Below are 17,427 nucleotides of genomic sequence, written 5' to 3'. Positions count from 1 at the left end.
GTTACAGTCAATCGGGCAGGAGCCATGCCGTGCTCAGCCTGAGCGCGGCATGGCAATCCTGACTAAGAGGCAGACTATATCATGACGGCGCAGGGGGAGGTTTGTCAGGACGTAACCAGGCCTTGCGCTATCTTCCTCATTTCCCCCTTAACCTGGCGGGCCATCCCTGCTGGCGCTACAAAATCAGGTTGCCCAACAGGAAGCCAAACAGCACGGAGAGTGCAATGGCGATTGTGCCGGGGACGATAAACGAATGGTTGAAAACGAACCGGCCAATACGCGTTGAGCCTGTGTCATCCATCTCCACGGCAGCCAGCAGAGTAGGGTAGGTTGGCAGCACGAACAGCGCGGAAACGGCGGCAAAAGAGGCAACAGCGGTGACTGGCGATACGCCCAGCAACAGCGCCGCAGGCATCAGCGCCTTAGTGGTAGCGGCCTGGGAATAGAGCAGCGTGGAGGCAAAGAAGAGGATCACCGCCAGCATCCACGGATAGTCATTAAGCAGTTCGCCCGCCACCTGCTGAATTTCACCGATGTGCGCCTTGACGAAGGTATCGCCCAGCCAGGCCACGCCCATCACGCAGATACAGGCGCTCATTCCCGATTTAAACGTGCTGGCAGAGAGGATTTTCGCCGTATCCACTTTACAGGTGAAGCAAATAAGCGCGGCAACTGTCAGCATAAAGACCACGATGGCCTCGTTACGGGGCAGAACCGGGTTGGCGATCAGGCCCACCGCATCGCTGATGGCGGTGGCATAGAGCACCACGGCCACAATGCCCAGCAGGAACAGCAGCACGGAAAGTTTCGCGCCGGGTTTTGCCTCAAATACGCCACTCCCTCTTAATACCGTTTCTCCTTTTGTCAGCCGCTGCTGATAAATCGCATCATCTTTCAGCTCTTTGCCCAGGAAATTCGTGACCAGCGCAGCGAGCAAAACGGCGATCAGGGTTGAGGGGATCGAGACGGCAAGCAGGGCCAGATAGCTGACCCCCTTGGGTTCCAGAATACCGGCCAGGAACACCACGGCGGCAGAGATGGGCGAGGCGGTGATAGCGATCTGCGAAGCGACCACGGCGATAGATAACGGACGGGAAGGGCGAACGCCCTGTTCCTTGGCAACTTCCGCAATCACCGGCAGGGTAGAGAAGGCGGTATGGCCCGTTCCGGCCAGCAAGGTCATGGACCAGGTAACCAGCGGTGCAAGAAAAGTAATATGTCGCGGATGCTTTCTCAACAGGCGCTCTGCCAGACTGACCAGGTAATCCATGCCGCCTGCGACCTGCATTGCTGCAATAGCCGCGATAACCCCCATGATGATCTCAATGACATCAAAAGGGATAGCGCCCGGCTTAAGCTGGAATCCCAGTGTCAGGATCAGCACGCCCAATCCTCCGGCGAAACCAATGCCAATGCCGCCCAGCCGCGCCCCAAGATAGATCGCCATCAGCACGACAATCAGCTCTGGTATTAACATACTGCTCTCCTTGGTCAAAAATGATAATCAACCGTTAATAATTTGTAGGGTGTCATAAAAAAGGCACGCCGTTTTGCAACTGGCGTGCCTTCAGGGCCTAACGGGCTGAACCGCTAATGTTCATTTTCATCGGTATAGCGTTTCGCTTTGTAAACCGGGAACATCAGGTTTTGCGTAGAGAAAATGTCATCCAGCTCCGCCTCGGTCAGTAAGCCGCGCTCCAGTATCACCTCCCGTACGCTTTTGCCCGTCTCGGCGCAAATTTTGCCGACGATATCGCCATTATGGTGGCCGATATAGGGGTTCAGGTAGGTCACAATGCCGATGGAGTTAAACACGTAGGCTTCACAAACCGCTTTATTAGCGGTGATGCCGTTAACGCATTTTTCCAGCAGGTTGGAGCAGGCATTCGTCAGGATATGAACAGATTCAAACAGCGCCTGACCAATCACCGGCTCCATAACGTTCAGCTGCAGCTGGCCCGCTTCAGAAGCCATGGTGACCGTCATGTCGTTGCCGATCACTTTGAAACAGACCTGGTTTACCACCTCAGGCACCACCGGATTGACCTTGGCGGGCATGATTGAGGAGCCCGCCTGCAGCTCCGGCAGGTTGATCTCGTTCAGTCCCGCACGCGGGCCGGAAGAGAGCAGGCGCAGGTCATTACAGATTTTAGAGAGCTTCACCGCGAGGCGCTTCAGGGCGCTGTGCACCATGACATAGGCGCCGCAGTCAGAGGTTGCTTCAATCAAATCTTCTGCCGGGACGCAGGGCAGGTTGCTGACTTCCGCCAGCTTCTGCACGGCCAGCGCCTGATAACCGTCAGGCGTATTCAGGCGTGTGCCAATGGCCGTGGCGCCCAGGTTGACTTCCAGCAGCAGCTCGCCGGTGCGCAGCAGATTTTTAATCTCTTCATTCAGCAGCACGTTATAGGCATGGAACTCCTGGCCTAACGTCATGGGAACGGCATCCTGCAGCTGGGTACGCCCCATTTTCAGGATCGACTCAAATTCCACAGCCTTGCGCTGGAATCCTTCGCTCAGCTGACCGATAGCATCCAGTAACTTTAAAATTGAGGTGTAGACCGCAATACGAAAACCGGTTGGGTAAGCATCGTTAGTCGACTGGCATTTGTTGACGTGGTCATTCGGATTGAGGAACTGATACTCCCCTTTCTGATGCCCCATCAGCTCCAGCCCGATGTTGGCCAGCACTTCGTTGGTGTTCATGTTAACCGAGGTCCCCGCGCCGCCCTGATAGACGTCAATCGGGAACTGATCCATACATTTACCGTTGTTCAGCACCTCATCGCAGGCCTGAATAATCGTGTTAGCGATGTTGCGTGGGATGGTCTGCAGCTCTTTATTGGCCATGGCCGCCGCTTTTTTGACCATCACCATGCCGCGCACAAATTCAGGAATGTCGCTGATTTTGCTGTTACTGATGTAGAAATTTTCAATCGCACGCAGAGTATGAACACCGTAGTAAGCATCTGCCGGAACTTCACGCATACCTAACAGGTCTTCTTCGATACGAATGTTATTAGTCATGGGAACCTTCTTGTTAATGCCCCTTCCCTTGCCGGGCGCCTTCTGCAGGTGAAGTTCAGGGGGCATGGGTGGTCACAATCAATGTGATCGTTGGTACTGCTACATCTCGGCGAACATGTTATCTATTTGCGGCTGAGGGAGCACGATCATATTCTGTTAGTAGCAAAAAGCCTGAAGAGAGATCACTTAAATTGCGTTTATTTTCAGGCTGGTCCGGCTTAGCGTGATCTGGATCACAAATCCCCTTTCAGCATGAAATTCGCTGGCGGCGGTTGAAAACAGAGGCGGGCGAGCCCATCTCTGAAAGATACGATCGGTAACGATCCCTTTTTTGTCGTCGCGTTTTAGCGAGACGGCCCTGACTGACAGGAGTGTGCGGTGCGCTGGTTACCGTTTTTAGTCCTATTTCTTCTCGCCTGGATCGAGATTACGATTTTCATCCAGGTTGCCCACGTCATGGGCGTGCTGCTGACGCTGCTTCTGGTGGTGTTCAGCTCCCTGATTGGCATCTCGCTGGTGAAGAACCAGGGGATGAAGAACTTCATGCTGATGCAGCAGAAACTGGCGGTGGGGGAAAGTCCCGCCGCTGAGATGATTAAAAGCGTTTCGCTGATCCTGGCGGGTTTCCTGCTGCTGTTACCCGGTTTCTTTACCGACTTCCTCGGCTTATTGCTGTTATTGCCACCGGTACAGAAGCATCTGACCCTGAAACTGATGCCCCATCTCAAGGTGTGGCGCGGGGCAGGCGCAGGCCCGGATAGCGGTTTCACCGTTGATGGTGAGTATGAGCGAAAAGAGAGCAAACTCATTGAACATGACGATCCTGAGGATCGCCGGTAACGAAACGTAAGGCGGGAGATTTCCCGCCTTTTTGCTTTTTACAGCATGGGATTGCGCATTATTTGTGCAAAAGTGACGCAGAAGCAAAATTTTTATTTTTTTCCCCTTGAAAGGGGTGTTGTCCACCCCTATCTCTCTCGTCACGAGGCGGGGCCAGTGAAGCCCGGCGTTCATCCCAAAAAACCTGATTGGACTTCTCAAAGGAGAGTTATCAATGAAAATTCGTCCATTGCACGACCGTGTTATCGTCAAGCGTAAAGAAGTGGAATCCAAATCAGCTGGTGGCATCGTGCTGACCGGCTCCGCAGCTGGCAAATCTACCCGTGGCGAAGTGCTGGCTGTTGGCAATGGCCGTATCCTGGAAAGTGGTGAAGTTAAGCCGCTGGATGTGAAAGTGGGCGATGTGGTCATTTTCAGCGAAGGCTACGGTGCGAAAACTGAGAAAATTGACAACCAGGAAGTGCTGATCATTTCTGAAAGCGACATTCTGGCAATTGTTGAAGCGTAATTACGCGTAACTCATTGAACGAAACGAATTTAAGGGATATTTAAGATGGCAGCTAAAGACGTAAAATTCGGTAATGACGCACGCGTAAAAATGCTGCGTGGCGTTAACGTACTGGCAGATGCAGTAAAAGTTACCCTGGGCCCTAAAGGCCGTAACGTAGTTCTGGATAAATCTTTTGGTGCACCGACCATCACTAAAGATGGCGTTTCCGTAGCACGTGAAATCGAACTGGAAGACAAGTTCGAGAACATGGGCGCGCAGATGGTGAAAGAAGTTGCCTCTAAAGCGAACGACGCAGCGGGCGACGGTACCACCACCGCAACCGTACTGGCTCAATCCATCATCACCGAAGGCCTGAAAGCCGTCGCTGCGGGCATGAACCCGATGGATCTGAAGCGCGGTATCGACCAGGCCGTTATCGCGGCGGTTGAAGAACTGAAAAACCTCTCCGTACCTTGCTCCGATTCCAAAGCCATTGCTCAGGTAGGCACCATCTCCGCTAACTCCGATGAAACCGTGGGTACTTTGATCGCCCAGGCGATGGAGAAAGTGGGTAAAGAAGGCGTGATTACCGTTGAAGAAGGCACCGGCCTGCAGGACGAGCTGGACGTGGTTGAAGGTATGCAGTTCGACCGTGGCTACCTCTCTCCGTACTTCATCAACAAGCCAGAAACCGGCGCAGTAGAACTGGAAACCCCGTTCATCCTGCTGGCTGACAAAAAAATCTCCAACATCCGCGAAATGCTGCCAGTTCTGGAAGCCGTAGCGAAAGCAGGCAAACCACTGCTGATCGTTGCTGAAGATGTTGAAGGCGAAGCGCTGGCTACCCTGGTGGTCAACACCATGCGCGGTATCGTGAAAGTGGCTGCTGTTAAAGCACCAGGCTTTGGCGACCGTCGTAAAGCGATGCTGCAGGATATCGCTGTGCTGACTGGCGGTACCGTTATCTCTGAAGAGATCGGTATGGAGCTGGAAAAAGCGACCCTGGAAGATCTGGGTCAGGCGAAACGCGTTGTAATCAACAAAGACACCACCATCATCATCGATGGCGTTGGCGAAGAAGCAACTATCTCTGGCCGCGTTTCTCAGATTCGCCAGCAGATTGAAGAAGCAACTTCTGATTACGACCGTGAAAAACTGCAGGAGCGTGTGGCTAAACTGGCAGGCGGCGTTGCCGTACTGAAAGTAGGCGCAGCGACTGAAGTAGAAATGAAAGAGAAGAAAGCTCGTGTTGAAGATGCTCTGCACGCTACCCGTGCTGCAGTGGAAGAGGGCGTGGTTGCTGGTGGTGGTGTTGCACTGGTACGAGTTGCTTCTAAACTGGGCGCGCTGCGTGGCCAGAACGAAGACCAGAACGTAGGTATCAAAGTTGCGCTGCGCGCGATGGAATCGCCACTGCGTCAGATCGTTTCTAACGCCGGTGAAGAGCCTTCTGTTGTCACCAACAACGTGAAAGCGGGCGAAGGTAACTACGGTTACAACGCTCAGACCGAAGAGTATGGCGACATGATCGACTTCGGTATCCTGGACCCAACTAAAGTGACCCGTTCTGCTCTGCAGTACGCGGCCTCTGTAGCCGGTCTGATGATCACCACCGAGTGCATGGTTACCGACATGCCTAAAGGCGACGCGCCTGATTTAGGTGCTGGCGGCGGCATGGGTGGTATGGGCGGCATGGGCGGCATGATGTAATCCCCGCCTCCCGGCAAAAGAACCTGGCGTCGCAGACAAAAGGTTCAGCTCGCTGATAAACCCCCGTTTTTTTAACGGGGGTTTTTCTTTTTGGGGGGAAAATAGTAAAGTTATGGCGCAAGAAGTAACCCGAACAATGATTTATCTGTTTTTGGGCAACGGAAGCTTACCCAAAGTGCTCCAATTCCGGTACGCTCAGAACTGACTCTGATGATAATAATGGGGATTAAAATGCGGACTAACGTCTTGCTGGGATTTTCTCTGGCAGCCCTGCTGCTGGCAGGCTGTAGCAGTACTTCAAACGAGCTGAGCCCTGCGGGTCAACGCGTTACCTTTACTGACCAGCAGCCTGCAAAAGAGTGCCAGATGCTGGGCAATCTGACCGGCGAACAGAGCAACTGGTTTAGCGGTGCAGGCGGCGGCGAAAGCAGCTCGCTGCGTGGTGCAGCCAACGACCTGCGCAACCGTGCGGCAGAGATGGGCGGCAACGTGATTTATGGCGCCACCAGCCCAACGCAAAATATCTGGTCAAGCTTTGCCCCGCTGGACAGCAAGATGAGCGGCCAGGTTTATAAGTGCCCTTAATGGCGTCAGATAAGCGCCAGGCAACATAGCCCGCACGCTTAAGAGTGAAACAGGGGAGGATCAATGATCCTCCCCTGTTGTTTTTCGTCGGCTTAAACCTGTCTTAGCTGCAAATCCAGCGGCGTTTTGCTTGGCTCGCCACCAATCTCTCTGGCCAGTTTTGGCACCAGATAGCCCGAAACCTGGCTCAACAGCTCGCGCATGATGGCCCTGGCCTCGTCGTCGGAGACGTAAAAGTGCGCCGCGCCCTGAACTTTATCCAACACGTGCAGGTAATAGGGCAGGACACCGGCATCAAACAGCGCATTACTCAGCTCTGCCAGCGTGACGGCGTTATCATTGATATTACGCAGCAGAACGCTCTGGTTAAGCAGGGTTACACCCGCCTGCTTCAGCTGATGCAGCGCAGCGCGCAGCTCATCATCCATTTCCTGCGCGTGGTTGATATGGGTCACCAGCAGCACCTGAAATCGCGACTGTGCCAGCCGCTGGCAGAGCGTATGCGTGATGCGGCTTGGGATCACCACCGGTAAACGGCTATGGATCCGCAGGCGTTTCAGGTGTGGGATCTGCTCCAGTTGGTCAATCAGCCACGCCAGTTCCGCATCTTTTGCCATCAGGGGATCGCCACCGGAGAAAATAATCTCATCCAGTTCTGGCTGCTCTCGGATATACTCCAGGGCTTGCTGCCAGTTGCGCTTGTTTCCCTGGTTATCAGAATAGGGAAAATGGCGGCGGAAACAGTAGCGGCAGTTAACCGCACAGCCGCCTTTAACCAGCAACAGCGCACGATTGCGATATTTATGTAACAGACCCGGCACCACGCTGCTCTGCTCATCGAGCGGATCGGTACTGTAACCCGGAGCATCAATAAACTCCTGGCTGGCGGTAATGACCTGCAGCAGGAGCGGATCTTGTGGATCGCCTTTTTGCATTCTGGACGCAAAGGCTCGCGGGACGCGCAGGGCAAACAGACGGCGTGCAGCATTGCCCGCCGTCAGCTCCGGGTGCGAATCGAGGCCTAGCAGTTGCAGTAATTCAGCAGGATCGGTGATTACATCTGCAAGTTGATGCAACCATTCTTCTCGCGAAGGGGTATTTAGGGTTACAATGTGTGCCATTTTTTTGGCTAAGTACCAGTATTAAATTGTAGAGGGCCTTTATGGCGACTTATTCTAGCAACGATTTCCGTCCCGGTCTTAAAATCATGTTCGAAGGCGAACCTTACGCTATCGAATCGAGCGAGTTCGTTAAACCAGGCAAAGGCCAGGCTTTTGCTCGCGTGAAAATGCGTCGCCTGCTGACCGGCAGCCGCGTTGAGAAAACGTTTAAATCTACCGACTCCGCCGAAGGCGCAGACGTAGTAGATACCAACCTGAACTACCTGTACAACGACGGTGAGTTCTACCACTTCATGCACCCGGAAACCTTTGAACAGCACCCTGTTGAAGAGAAGACCGTTGGCGATGCGGCTAAATGGCTGCTGGATAATGCTGAATGTATCGTGACCCTGTGGAACGGCAAGCCGATCCAGGTGCTGCCACCAAACTTCGTGGAGCTGGAGATCACTGATACCGATCCAGGTCTGAAAGGCGATACCGCAGGAACCGGCGGCAAGCCCGCTACGCTCTCTACCGGTGCCGTGGTGAAAGTGCCGCTGTTCGTGCAGATTGGTGAAGTTATTCGTGTGGATACCCGTTCAGGTGAATACGTTTCTCGCGTAAAATAACCGCCGGGAAGTGGGCCTGTTTTCAGGCCCTTTTCTTTAATGATGTGAGCCGATTCAGATGATGAAGTGGATAAAACGCCTTGTTGTCACACTGTTAATGACCAGCGCGCTCAGCGCCTGTAATACCTTCCACGGTTTTGGTGAGGACGTTCAGCACCTCGGTGGTGCCATCTCACACGCCGCCAAATAAATTCTCCATGTCCTAAAATGTCCTTTTTGTTACTTCTGTCAGGCGCATATGGCTAAATTACGGCTATGCTTTGATCGCAGTACTTTACTTCACCTTAAAAGGACATTCCCATGTTAAAGAAAAGTATTATTTCGATTCTTTCTGTTCTGGTGCTCTCTTCGGTGCTCACAGCCTGTAATACTACGCGTGGCGTGGGTGAAGATGTCTCTGCCGGTGGGCAGGCGATCCAGCGAAGCGCTCAGTAATCCCGGGTGCCGGTGCTCTGCACCGGCCTCATTGACCTTCCGGGAAACCCGCTTACGCAATCTCTTCCGTCCAGTACTCCTTAATGCGTCTGCTTCACCCAAATCAGCTTATCCACCGCAAATCCATCCGTTCGAGCCTTCTCCAGCAGTGCTGTTTTAACCTGGTCGCTAATCTGCGGCGTGCGTGAGAGGATCCACAAATAGTCTCTGTTGGGCCCGCAAATCAGCGCATGTTGATAGGCGTTATCCAGCGCAATTACGTTATAGCCACCGTAAAACGGGCCGAAGAATGAAACCTTCAGCGCGGCCCGGCTTGGCTCGCCGGTAAAATAGGCTTTCCCCTCGCTCTCCTGCCAGCGCTCTTTTTTACTGTTATAGCCACGATTCACCACTTTTAAGCCGCCATCGTCCCGTTTGCTGTAGGTAGCCGTAACGTGATCCAGGCCCCGCTCAAAGGGATGATTTAATCTTGCGATTTCATACCAGCTTCCCAGATAGAGGTCAGCGTTAAAGCCTTCGACCGGCGTCACGCCTTTGGGCGGCGTGGTGCTACAGGCTACCGAGAGCAGGGCGCCGGTACCGGCCGCCAGAAATTTCCACAGAGACATAAGCTATTCCTTTAAGTATGAATGGCTTGAGTATAGAAGATTTTTATCAGGCGGCGGTAGGCCGCCTGAGATTTACAGTGTCATCACGCCGATAGCCGTGACCACGGTGAGGATTGCAGCAAACCCATAAAACACCCATTTGCCGGCAGGAACGTGCAGGCGGAGGTCATGCATGCCGTGATGGAGCCGGTGCAGGCCACACCAGAGCGGCATCACAATCACCAGAAAAAGAAAGAGACGGCCAGGCAGAGTGTGAGCGGCATGCAGCAGCCGTTCGTAGCTCAGCCCGCCGCTGGTGCCAATCCCCAGCGGTAAAAAGATCCCCACCAGCAAAACCACTACTGGCGAGACAATCGCCGCCCACATGCCGCCTGCTCCAAACAGGCTCCAGAAAATAGGTTCGTCTGAACGTGTTGTCAGCTTTTTCATTACTGCTCCTGTACCAGTACCCAAGTCAGCAGGATCAGGCTGACCAGAATCATTACCGCCCATAGCCCCTTAACAATTGGGCCAAGGGAGACTTTTTTACCACCCATCACAAGGATCTGCGCTTTGGGGGCCAGGTCGAACCAGGTTTTGCTGTGCAGCAGGGCGGCGGCCAGCACCAGCACGTTTATCACCAGCAGCACCGGGTACTGCAACAGAGCAACAAAGGCGAGCCAGCTCTCTTCACCCTTTTTCAGCGCAAAGAGTCCGTAAATCAGCTCCAGGCTGAACCAGACGGCCGGAATGGCGGTGGCTTCGCGCAGCATATAAAAGCGGTAGAAGCCCAGTTGTTGCCACCAGTTAGCGGCAATCGGCTTATGATAAGGTTTCCTCTTGGTACTCATCTGGCGGCTCCTTATTGCGGTCTGAGGGTGGCAATCATAAAGTCTTTGGTGCTTTCCACTTTGCTCTGCTGAATAGCGGCAGCCGGATCGACATGTTTGGGGCATACTTCTGAACAGTAACCCACAAAGGTGCAGGGCCAGACGCCGTTATCGCCGTTGAGCAGAGGCATACGCTGCGCCCGCCCTTTATCGCGATTGTCGAGGTTATAACGGTGCGCCAGGGTAATAGCGGCCGGACCAATGAATTCGGGATTTAAACCAAATTGTGGGCAGGCGGCATAGCAGAGGCCGCAGTTGATACAGCCGGAAAACTGGTGGTATTTCGCCATCTGCGAAGGCGTTTGCCGGTTGGGTCCTTTTGCCGCCTCGCGCGGATTACCAATAATCCACGGTTTGATCGCTTCCAGGCTTTCAATAAAGCGGCTCATGTCCACAATCAGATCCCGTTCAACGGGAAAATGGGCCAGCGGCTCAATTTTCATTCCTTGCGGGTAGTGGCGCAGAAAAGTTTTGCACGCCAGCTTGGGGACGCCGTTCACCATCATGCCGCAGGAGCCGCATATCGCCATTCTGCATGACCAGCGCCAGGAGAGATCGAAAGCCAGGTTATCTTTGATATAGCCCAGCGCGTCCAGCAATGAGGTCTGCTCATCCCAGGGAACCTCGAAAATTTCATTGCGCGGCAGCAGATCGGTTTCCGGGTTATAGCGCTGAATATCGATTCTACAGCGGGCGAGTTCAGCCATGAGTAGCCTCCTTGTGTTCCGCCTCTGCGCCATAGAGGCGTTTTGCTGGCGGCAGACGGGTGATGTTCACCTTATCCCAGGCAATAACGGGCGCGCCTGCCGGGGTGTAGTAGCTCAGCGAATGTTTAAGGAACTGCTCATCATTGCGCGTGGTACAACCTTCATCCAGACGCTGGTGGGCCCCTCTGGACTCTTTGCGCTGCATCGCCGAATGCGCCATGCACTCCGCTACGTTGAGGCCGTGACCAAGTTCGATGCTGTAAAGCAGCTGGGTGTTGAAAACGCTGCTGGTATCGCTGATATGCACCTGTTTAAATCGCTCCTGCAGCTCGGCCAGTTTATCGATGGTTTTCTGCATCAGCTCAGGCGTGCGGTAAATGCCGCACCCTTCCTCCATTGCCAGCCCCATCTCATCGCGCAGAGCAGACCAGCTCTCTTTACCCTGCTGATTGACCAGACCTTTTAAGCGGCTTTCGCAGTCCCTTGCCTGAGCCTCCACCACGCTGGTGAATTTAGCCGGATGTTGCAGGGCATGCGCGGCCGCATTTTCCCCGGCTAACCGGCCAAAGACGGCCAGCTCCGCCAGCGAGTTGGAACCCAGACGGTTGGCGCCATGCAGCCCCACGGATGAGCATTCACCCACGGCGAACAGCCCGGAGATACGTGTTTCACACCCGGTATTGGTTTCTATTCCTCCCATGGTGTAATGGGCGGTAGGCCTGACGGGGATCGGGGCCTCTGCAGGGTCGACGCCGATGTAGGCCTTGCTCAGTTCGCAGATAAACGGCAGCCGTTCGTGCAGCTTCTTCTCGCCAAGGTGGCGCAGGTCAAGATGAACCACGTCTCCGCGTGGCGTAGCGATAGTGTTGCCCTTCTGCCATTCGTGCCAGAAAGCCTGAGAAACTTTGTCGCGCGGGCCCAGCTCCATATATTTATTTTTTGGCTGACCCAGCGGCGTTTCCGGCCCCATGCCATAATCCTGCAGGTAGCGATAGCCGTGTCTGTTGACCATGATGCCGCCTTCGCCCCGGCAGCCTTCGGTCATCAGGATCCCCGATCCGGGAAGTCCGGTGGGATGGTACTGCACAAACTCCATGTCGCGCAGCGGTACGCCGTGACGCAGCGCCATGCCCATGCCGTCGCCGGTGACGATGCCGCCGTTGGTGTTATAGCGATAGACTCTGGCAGCGCCGCCGGTAGCCAGCACCACCGCCGCCGCATGGATCTGCACCAGCGTCCCTTCCATTATGTTCATCGCCACCAGGCCGCGCGCTTTGCCTTCATCAACCAGTAAATCAAGCACGAAGTGCTCGTCGAAACGCTGGATTTGCGGATATTTCAGCGAGGTTTGAAAGAGCGTATGCAGCATATGAAAACCGGTTTTATCCGCAGCAAACCAGGTGCGCTCAATCTTCATGCCGCCAAAGCGGCGAACGTTAACCGAGCCATCCTCCTTGCGGCTCCAGGGGCAGCCCCATAGCTCAAGCTGCGTCATCTCACGCGGACAGTGTTCAACAAAATAGTCGACGACATCCTGCTCGCAAAGCCAGTCACCGCCTGCAACGGTATCCTGAAAATGCAGGTCAAAACTGTCATGGGCCTGAGTAACGGCAGCAGAGCCGCCTTCAGCGGCGACCGTGTGACTGCGCATGGGATAGACTTTGGAAACCAGCGCAATAGAGAGGGTGGGATTTGCTTCGGCAGCGGCAATGGCGGCGCGCAGGCCAGCCCCGCCAGCGCCGACAATGACCAGATCGGCAGTACAAGTGTGCACAGTGTTCTCCCTGTCAGACTGTCAGAGTGGAAAAAAGGGCATGCCCTTATTTTTTCCAGGGGCATCAGTATAAAACTGCCCATCACCGCTAAACTTGATATGTTCCGGTATTTGGTCGGGAAATAAACAGAAAAAACGGGAGCGGCGTCAGGGTTTTTACCCGCTGTTTGTCAGGCTGTTTAGCGCTTAAGGGGAATTTCTCCGCGCAAATTTGTGTGTTCCTGCCGGTACAGGTAGACTGCTTCACCCTGTCTGATGAGGAGTAAAGATGATGAGCGATACGGCCAGCTGGCTGCCGAGCGCACCCATTGCCAATTTGTTGAAGCGTGCGGCGATTATGGCGGAAATTCGGCGATTCTTTGCCGATCGAGGGGTATTAGAAGTGGAAACCCCTGCCATGAGCCAGGCGACGGTGACCGATGTTCATCTGTTTCCTTTCCAGACCCGTTTCGTCGGGCCAGGCGCGGCGCAGGGGCTGGATCTCTATCTGATGACCAGCCCGGAATACCATATGAAGCGTCTGCTGGCGGCGGGGAGCGGTCCCATCTTTCAGCTCTGCCGCAGCTTCCGTAACGAAGAAGCAGGGCGCCATCATAATCCTGAATTCACCATGCTCGAATGGTACCGACCACACTACGATATGTACCGGCTGATGAATGAGGTGGACGATCTGCTGCAGCAGGTGCTGGAATGCGCACCGGCAGAAACGCTCTCTTATCAGCAGGCTTTTATCCGTCACCTGGAGATCGACCCGCTCTCAGCAGACAAAACGCAGCTGCGTGAAGTCGCTGAAAAGCTGGGCGTGGGCGAGCTGGCGAACCGTGAAGAAGACCGCGACACGCTGCTGCAACTGCTGTTTATGATGGGCGTGGAGCCGCAGATTGGTAAAGATAAACCCGCCTTTGTCTATCATTTCCCGGCAAGCCAGGCGGCTCTTGCGGAGATCAGTACTGAGGATCACCGCGTTGCGGAGCGTTTTGAGGTTTACTTCCGGGGAATTGAGCTGGCAAATGGCTTCCGCGAGCTGACCGACAGCCGTGAACAGCGTCAGCGGTTCGAGCAGGATAACCGGAAACGCGCCGCGCGTGGCCTGCCGCAGCATCCTGTTGATACTAATCTGCTGGATGCGCTGGCGCACGGCATGCCGGACTGTTCAGGCGTGGCGTTAGGCGTGGATCGCATTGTGATGCTGGCACTGAAAGCGGAAACGCTGAGTGAAGTGATCGCTTTCTCCGTCGATCGCTGCTGACCCGCTACCGGAGGCGGTTCTCCACCGCCTCCGTTTTCTGAGCTGTTATTCCGCCCCGGCCACTGGCTCTACAATCCACCCGATTTGTAAGTTCTTGCCGCGGGCGCGCCGTTTTGCGCAGGCGTCTTGCGGCCAATGGTTTCCATCCGCACCTGGAACGGCGGGAACGGCATCTCCAGCCCGTGCTCCTGATAACCGCGAAGGATCAGCTGATGCAGTTCATGGCGTAGCGGCATACGGTGACCCATTTCGGCGGCATGAATACGCAGCTCAAACAGCTGTATGCCCTGCTGCAGATCGACCAGATAAACTTCTGCTGGCGGTGTGTCCAGCACGTACTGGCAGCGCTGCGCGGCAGTAAGCAGCACGTTGGTAACCTCTTCACTGTTAGCTTCCGCCGCCGCAGGAATGGTGAGGACCACGCGCGTCACCGAGTCAGAGAGTGACCAGTTGATAAACTGCTCGGTGATAAAGGCCTTGTTCGGCACGATGATCTCTTTGCGGTCCCAGTCGGTAATGGTGGTAGCGCGCGTGTTGATTTTGGTGATGCTGCCGGTTAAATCGCGGATGGTGACGGTATCGCCAATGCGTATCGGCTTCTCAAACAGAATGATCAGACCAGAGATAAAGTTGGCGAAGATCTCCTGCAAACCAAACCCTAATCCCACACCCAGCGCCGCGACCAGCCATTGCAGCTTCGACCAGTCCACGCCAATCATCGAGAAGCCCACCAGGCCGCCGACAAAAATCAGCACATATTTGGTCAGAGTTGTGATGGCGTAGCCGGTGCCCGGCGTCAGGCTTAAGTGTTGCAGCAGCGCCAGCTCCAGCAGCGCGGGCATGTTTCTCACCAGCTGCGTGGTGATAATCAGCACCAGAACCGCAATCAGTACCGAACCCAGCGTGACCGGCTGCAGGCTTTCAACGCCCTGCACGGTGGTGCTGGCATCCCACAGCCGGATGTTTTCCAGGAAACCAAACGCCGAATGGATTTCTGACCAGAGCACGATGACCGAGATCAGGGCGATCAGCGTCAGAATCGAGCGCACCAGCCGCAGCGACTGCGCGCTGATAGCATCCAGGTCAATCACCGGCTCTTCCACTTCCAGCGTGTCGGAGTTGGTCTGAGGCGTCGCGGCCTCCTCTTCTCCTTTTGCCCGCTGCGCCAGGATATCCGCCCGTCGGTTACGGGCGCGATCGAAGGCGATGCGTCTGCGCTGAATAAGCATCCAGCGACGAATAATGTGGTAGATCACCAGCAGCAGGAACCAGATAGCCACGGAGGTTTCCAGCCTTGCCAGCAGCGCCTGCGCCGTCGCCAGATAGCCAATGCAGGAGGCCAGCGCGGCGATCAGCGGGATGCAGATCATCAGGTTCCACAGCAGCGTATTGATCAGGTTCTCGCCGTTGCCCTCTTTGTCGAGATGCAGCGGAATGCCGGCCCGCTTCAGGCTGACCGTCACCAGGCTCAGTGCGCCGCAGATCAGAATAAAGCAGAGCCTGCCCAGCGTGGAGGAGAACTGCCTGTCATCCAGATTATCAAAACTGATCAACAGCATAATCAGCGGCACTACCAGCCCGACGCACAGCGTGTAAAAACGCATCGCGCGGGCAACCCGCGCCTGGGGCCAGCGGAAATGCACGATGAACAGCCCCTGAGAGCGGGCAAAAGAGGCGCTAATCATAAATGCCCACAGCAGCGGCACCGTCGCCGTGACGCCATCGCCAATGGCAACGGCGATAGGGTAGGGCCAGGCATGCTGCAGGCCGTAGCCCAGCGCCATCCAGAGCACAGGAAGGGGCAGGGCAACCAGGATTGACCAGAACACGGTACGCATGGTCAGGCCAAACCGATCCTGCGTGACTTTGCCCACTTTGCTGGCCGAGCGAGCCATAAATTCGCGGTAATGACGGCGGGAACTCAGGCTGAAGCCCACCAGCAACACGGCGCCGATAATGGGGATCACGGTTTCACGGCTGGTAAACATCATCACCAGCGCGCCGCCCATCTGGCCGAGAGTATCCAGAGAAAGCAGGCTTTTCAGATCGCGCGCCAGATCCAGCGGGAAGTTCAGGCTTAACGCATTCACGTCCGCTGTCCAGAACAGATAGCGGTGCGTGGCCTCTTTCACTTCGTGGAGCGCATCCTCCAGCTGGCCATTAGCGACCTTGAGCTTGGTAACCTCAAGGATCAGGTTGTCACAGCCGGAGAGTAAAGAGTTTATCAGCTCACGCTGGGTCTTGATCTGCGCATCCAGAATACGCCTTTGCTCGCTGGTGAGCGGGCTGCCATCATCCTGCTTCAGCTTACGCAGCTGCTGCTGTTGCTCAAGAAGATCTTCATAGCGCAGCCGCTGTACCCGCAGCTCACCCATTTCGATATCAAGCTGCTGGGGTTTGGGCATCTCCGGCAGGCGCGCAACCTGCGCGCGCAGCGCTTCGCCCAGCACGTTAGAGACGCCCAGCCACTGCGACTGCTCGCGAATGGTGCTCAGCGCCTGGCGCACCTGAATGGTCTGGTTGGTGGCCGTACGCTGCTGGGAAGCCACAAGGTCCATGCGCTGCGCCTGCTGATTCAGATCATTGGAAAGCTCGCGGTTGACGCGGAACTGTCTACTGATATTTTTCGGCAGCTCGCCGCTGTTTTCCGCCAGCTGCTCGGTGCGCTCCAGCGCAATTTCCGCTTCGCGCTGACGGCGGCTGTTGAGCTGATTGCGGAGATCCTGCAGATAGGTATCAAGCTGAGCAGCCTTGCGCTGATGCAGCTCGCTGCGCATTCTGGCCAGCTCCTGGCGATTATTAGCTGAAAGCTGAGCCAGCTCCAGCTCATCCACTTTGGCTTTTTGCGCGGCGGATTCAGCCTGACGGGCAGCAAGCTGCGCCTGCGCAAGCGGTGTAGTGGCCGAGGGCTGTCCCTGCAGGCGGCGTTCAATCTCATTCAGCGCCCGGCGCGCTTCCGTCTGCTGCTGCGGAAGCTGAGCCAGAGAGTCGCTGATTTCGCGGGCGCGGTCCTGCTCCTGCTGCGCCTGGCGACCCTCTTCCAGTAGCTGGCTGCTGACCTGGAGGATCTCCTGATCCAGTTCTGGCGCGGTGATGGTGTTGCTGAGGGTTTTAGGACTCTCCGCCAGCGCGACAATCTGCTGGCGAAGATCGCGGGAGAGTTTGGGGAAGCCGTCAATAACCTGCTGATAGTCATCTGAATTGGCGAGTGATTTTTCCCGCTCCTCCAGCCAGTTCAGCGCCGTCTGCAGCGCATCCACGACGTCCGCCTGATTCGGCATATTTTTGTCCGACTTCGCCTCATCAAGCTGCTGCTTGATCGGGGCGGCGTCGGGTGCACTGGCACCCCAGGCTGGCTGGAGAAGGCTCCAGCCCAATAAAACGGTGAGAATCAGGCGTAACAT

The 17,427-nt window shown here is 55.5% G+C and carries 17 protein-coding genes; 8 read left to right on the top strand and 9 right to left on the bottom strand.

The genetic code is table 11. The features are described 5' to 3' along the window. Positions 1-175: 175 nt before the first annotated feature. Together Q3V30_RS18990 and aspA are read right to left on the bottom strand one after the other, a co-directional pair. Positions 176-1,477, bottom strand: coding sequence for an anaerobic C4-dicarboxylate transporter (locus tag Q3V30_RS18990; protein ID WP_306208447.1), 1,302 nt, complete (start codon positions 1,475-1,477; stop codon positions 176-178). A gap of 113 nt (positions 1,478-1,590) precedes the next feature. Then, positions 1,591-3,027 carry an aspartate ammonia-lyase gene (gene aspA / locus Q3V30_RS18985; RefSeq protein ID WP_306208445.1) on the bottom strand — a complete coding sequence of 479 codons (1,437 nt, stop codon included), beginning with the start codon at positions 3,025-3,027 and terminating at the stop codon, positions 1,591-1,593. A 378-nt stretch (positions 3,028-3,405) separates the two neighbouring features. Between aspA and Q3V30_RS18980 the strand changes: the two genes are divergently transcribed. The 4 genes from Q3V30_RS18980 (at position 3,406) to Q3V30_RS18965 (ending at position 6,652) form a co-directional block, all read left to right on the top strand. Then, positions 3,406-3,867, top strand: coding sequence for an FxsA family protein (locus Q3V30_RS18980; RefSeq protein WP_306208443.1), 462 nt, complete (start codon positions 3,406-3,408; stop codon positions 3,865-3,867). A gap of 214 nt (positions 3,868-4,081) precedes the next feature. Next, a complete protein-coding gene (locus Q3V30_RS18975; protein ID WP_034891529.1) occupies positions 4,082-4,375 on the top strand; it encodes a co-chaperone GroES in 294 nt (97 codons plus the stop codon). A gap of 45 nt (positions 4,376-4,420) precedes the next feature. After that, positions 4,421-6,067: a chaperonin GroEL gene (gene groL / locus Q3V30_RS18970; RefSeq protein WP_306208440.1), complete on the top strand. Its 1,647-nt coding sequence runs from the start codon at positions 4,421-4,423 to the stop codon at positions 6,065-6,067. Positions 6,068-6,298: 231 nt separating this feature from the next. Beyond that, the gene (locus tag Q3V30_RS18965) at positions 6,299-6,652 is read left to right on the top strand and encodes a DUF4156 domain-containing protein (RefSeq protein ID WP_306208438.1); all 354 of its coding nucleotides are present in this window, start codon (positions 6,299-6,301) and stop codon (positions 6,650-6,652) included. Between the two features lie 92 nt (positions 6,653-6,744). On the opposite strand, the gene epmB is transcribed toward Q3V30_RS18965, so the two are convergent. After that, positions 6,745-7,773, bottom strand: a complete 1,029-nt coding sequence (gene epmB / locus Q3V30_RS18960) for an EF-P beta-lysylation protein EpmB (protein ID WP_306208436.1) — start codon at positions 7,771-7,773, stop codon at positions 6,745-6,747. A gap of 41 nt (positions 7,774-7,814) precedes the next feature. Here epmB and efp point away from each other — a divergent pair, with 41 nt between their 5' ends. The 3 genes from efp (at position 7,815) to Q3V30_RS18945 (ending at position 8,816) form a co-directional block, all read left to right on the top strand. Next, on the top strand, positions 7,815-8,381 hold the full coding sequence (gene efp / locus Q3V30_RS18955; protein WP_034891518.1) for an elongation factor P: 567 nt from the start codon (positions 7,815-7,817) through the stop codon (positions 8,379-8,381). A 58-nt stretch (positions 8,382-8,439) separates the two neighbouring features. After that, positions 8,440-8,571, top strand: coding sequence for an entericidin A/B family lipoprotein (locus tag Q3V30_RS18950; protein ID WP_306208433.1), 132 nt, complete (start codon positions 8,440-8,442; stop codon positions 8,569-8,571). Between the two features lie 110 nt (positions 8,572-8,681). Next, positions 8,682-8,816: an entericidin A/B family lipoprotein gene (locus tag Q3V30_RS18945; RefSeq protein WP_306208431.1), complete on the top strand. Its 135-nt coding sequence runs from the start codon at positions 8,682-8,684 to the stop codon at positions 8,814-8,816. A gap of 80 nt (positions 8,817-8,896) precedes the next feature. Here the strand turns inward: Q3V30_RS18945 and Q3V30_RS18940 are convergent, their stop codons facing one another. From Q3V30_RS18940 to frdA, 5 genes are all read right to left on the bottom strand, one after another. Next, a complete protein-coding gene (locus Q3V30_RS18940; RefSeq protein ID WP_306208430.1) occupies positions 8,897-9,424 on the bottom strand; it encodes a lipocalin family protein in 528 nt (175 codons plus the stop codon). A gap of 72 nt (positions 9,425-9,496) precedes the next feature. Further along, positions 9,497-9,853 (bottom strand): fumarate reductase subunit FrdD, encoded by a 357-nt coding sequence (gene frdD / locus Q3V30_RS18935; RefSeq protein WP_306208428.1) that lies wholly within the window; start codon positions 9,851-9,853, stop codon positions 9,497-9,499. Further along, complete coding sequence (gene frdC / locus Q3V30_RS18930) at positions 9,853-10,254, bottom strand: fumarate reductase subunit FrdC (RefSeq protein WP_306208426.1); 402 nt, start codon at positions 10,252-10,254, stop codon at positions 9,853-9,855. The genes frdD and frdC overlap by 1 nt, the downstream gene beginning before the upstream one ends. 11 nt (positions 10,255-10,265) lie before the next feature. After that, positions 10,266-11,000 carry a succinate dehydrogenase/fumarate reductase iron-sulfur subunit gene (locus Q3V30_RS18925; RefSeq protein WP_306208423.1) on the bottom strand — a complete coding sequence of 245 codons (735 nt, stop codon included), beginning with the start codon at positions 10,998-11,000 and terminating at the stop codon, positions 10,266-10,268. After that, positions 10,993-12,774 (bottom strand): fumarate reductase (quinol) flavoprotein subunit, encoded by a 1,782-nt coding sequence (frdA, locus tag Q3V30_RS18920; protein ID WP_306208422.1) that lies wholly within the window; start codon positions 12,772-12,774, stop codon positions 10,993-10,995. Before frdA ends, Q3V30_RS18925 begins: the two co-directional genes overlap by 8 nt. Before the next feature lie 271 nt (positions 12,775-13,045). Between frdA and epmA the strand changes: the two genes are divergently transcribed. Further along, positions 13,046-14,023, top strand: a complete 978-nt coding sequence (gene epmA, locus Q3V30_RS18915; RefSeq protein WP_306213251.1) for an elongation factor P--(R)-beta-lysine ligase — start codon at positions 13,046-13,048, stop codon at positions 14,021-14,023. 68 nt (positions 14,024-14,091) lie between these two features. On the opposite strand, the gene mscM is transcribed toward epmA, so the two are convergent. Next, a complete protein-coding gene (gene mscM / locus Q3V30_RS18910) occupies positions 14,092-17,427 on the bottom strand; it encodes a miniconductance mechanosensitive channel MscM (protein ID WP_306208420.1) in 3,336 nt (1,111 codons plus the stop codon).

The sequence above is a fragment of the Erwinia pyri genome, assembly GCF_030758455.1.
Classification (GTDB): Bacteria; Pseudomonadota; Gammaproteobacteria; order Enterobacterales; family Enterobacteriaceae; genus Erwinia; species Erwinia pyri.
The sequence above is the reverse complement of the archived record's forward strand: the minus strand, read 5'-3'. Positions and strand labels throughout refer to the sequence as shown.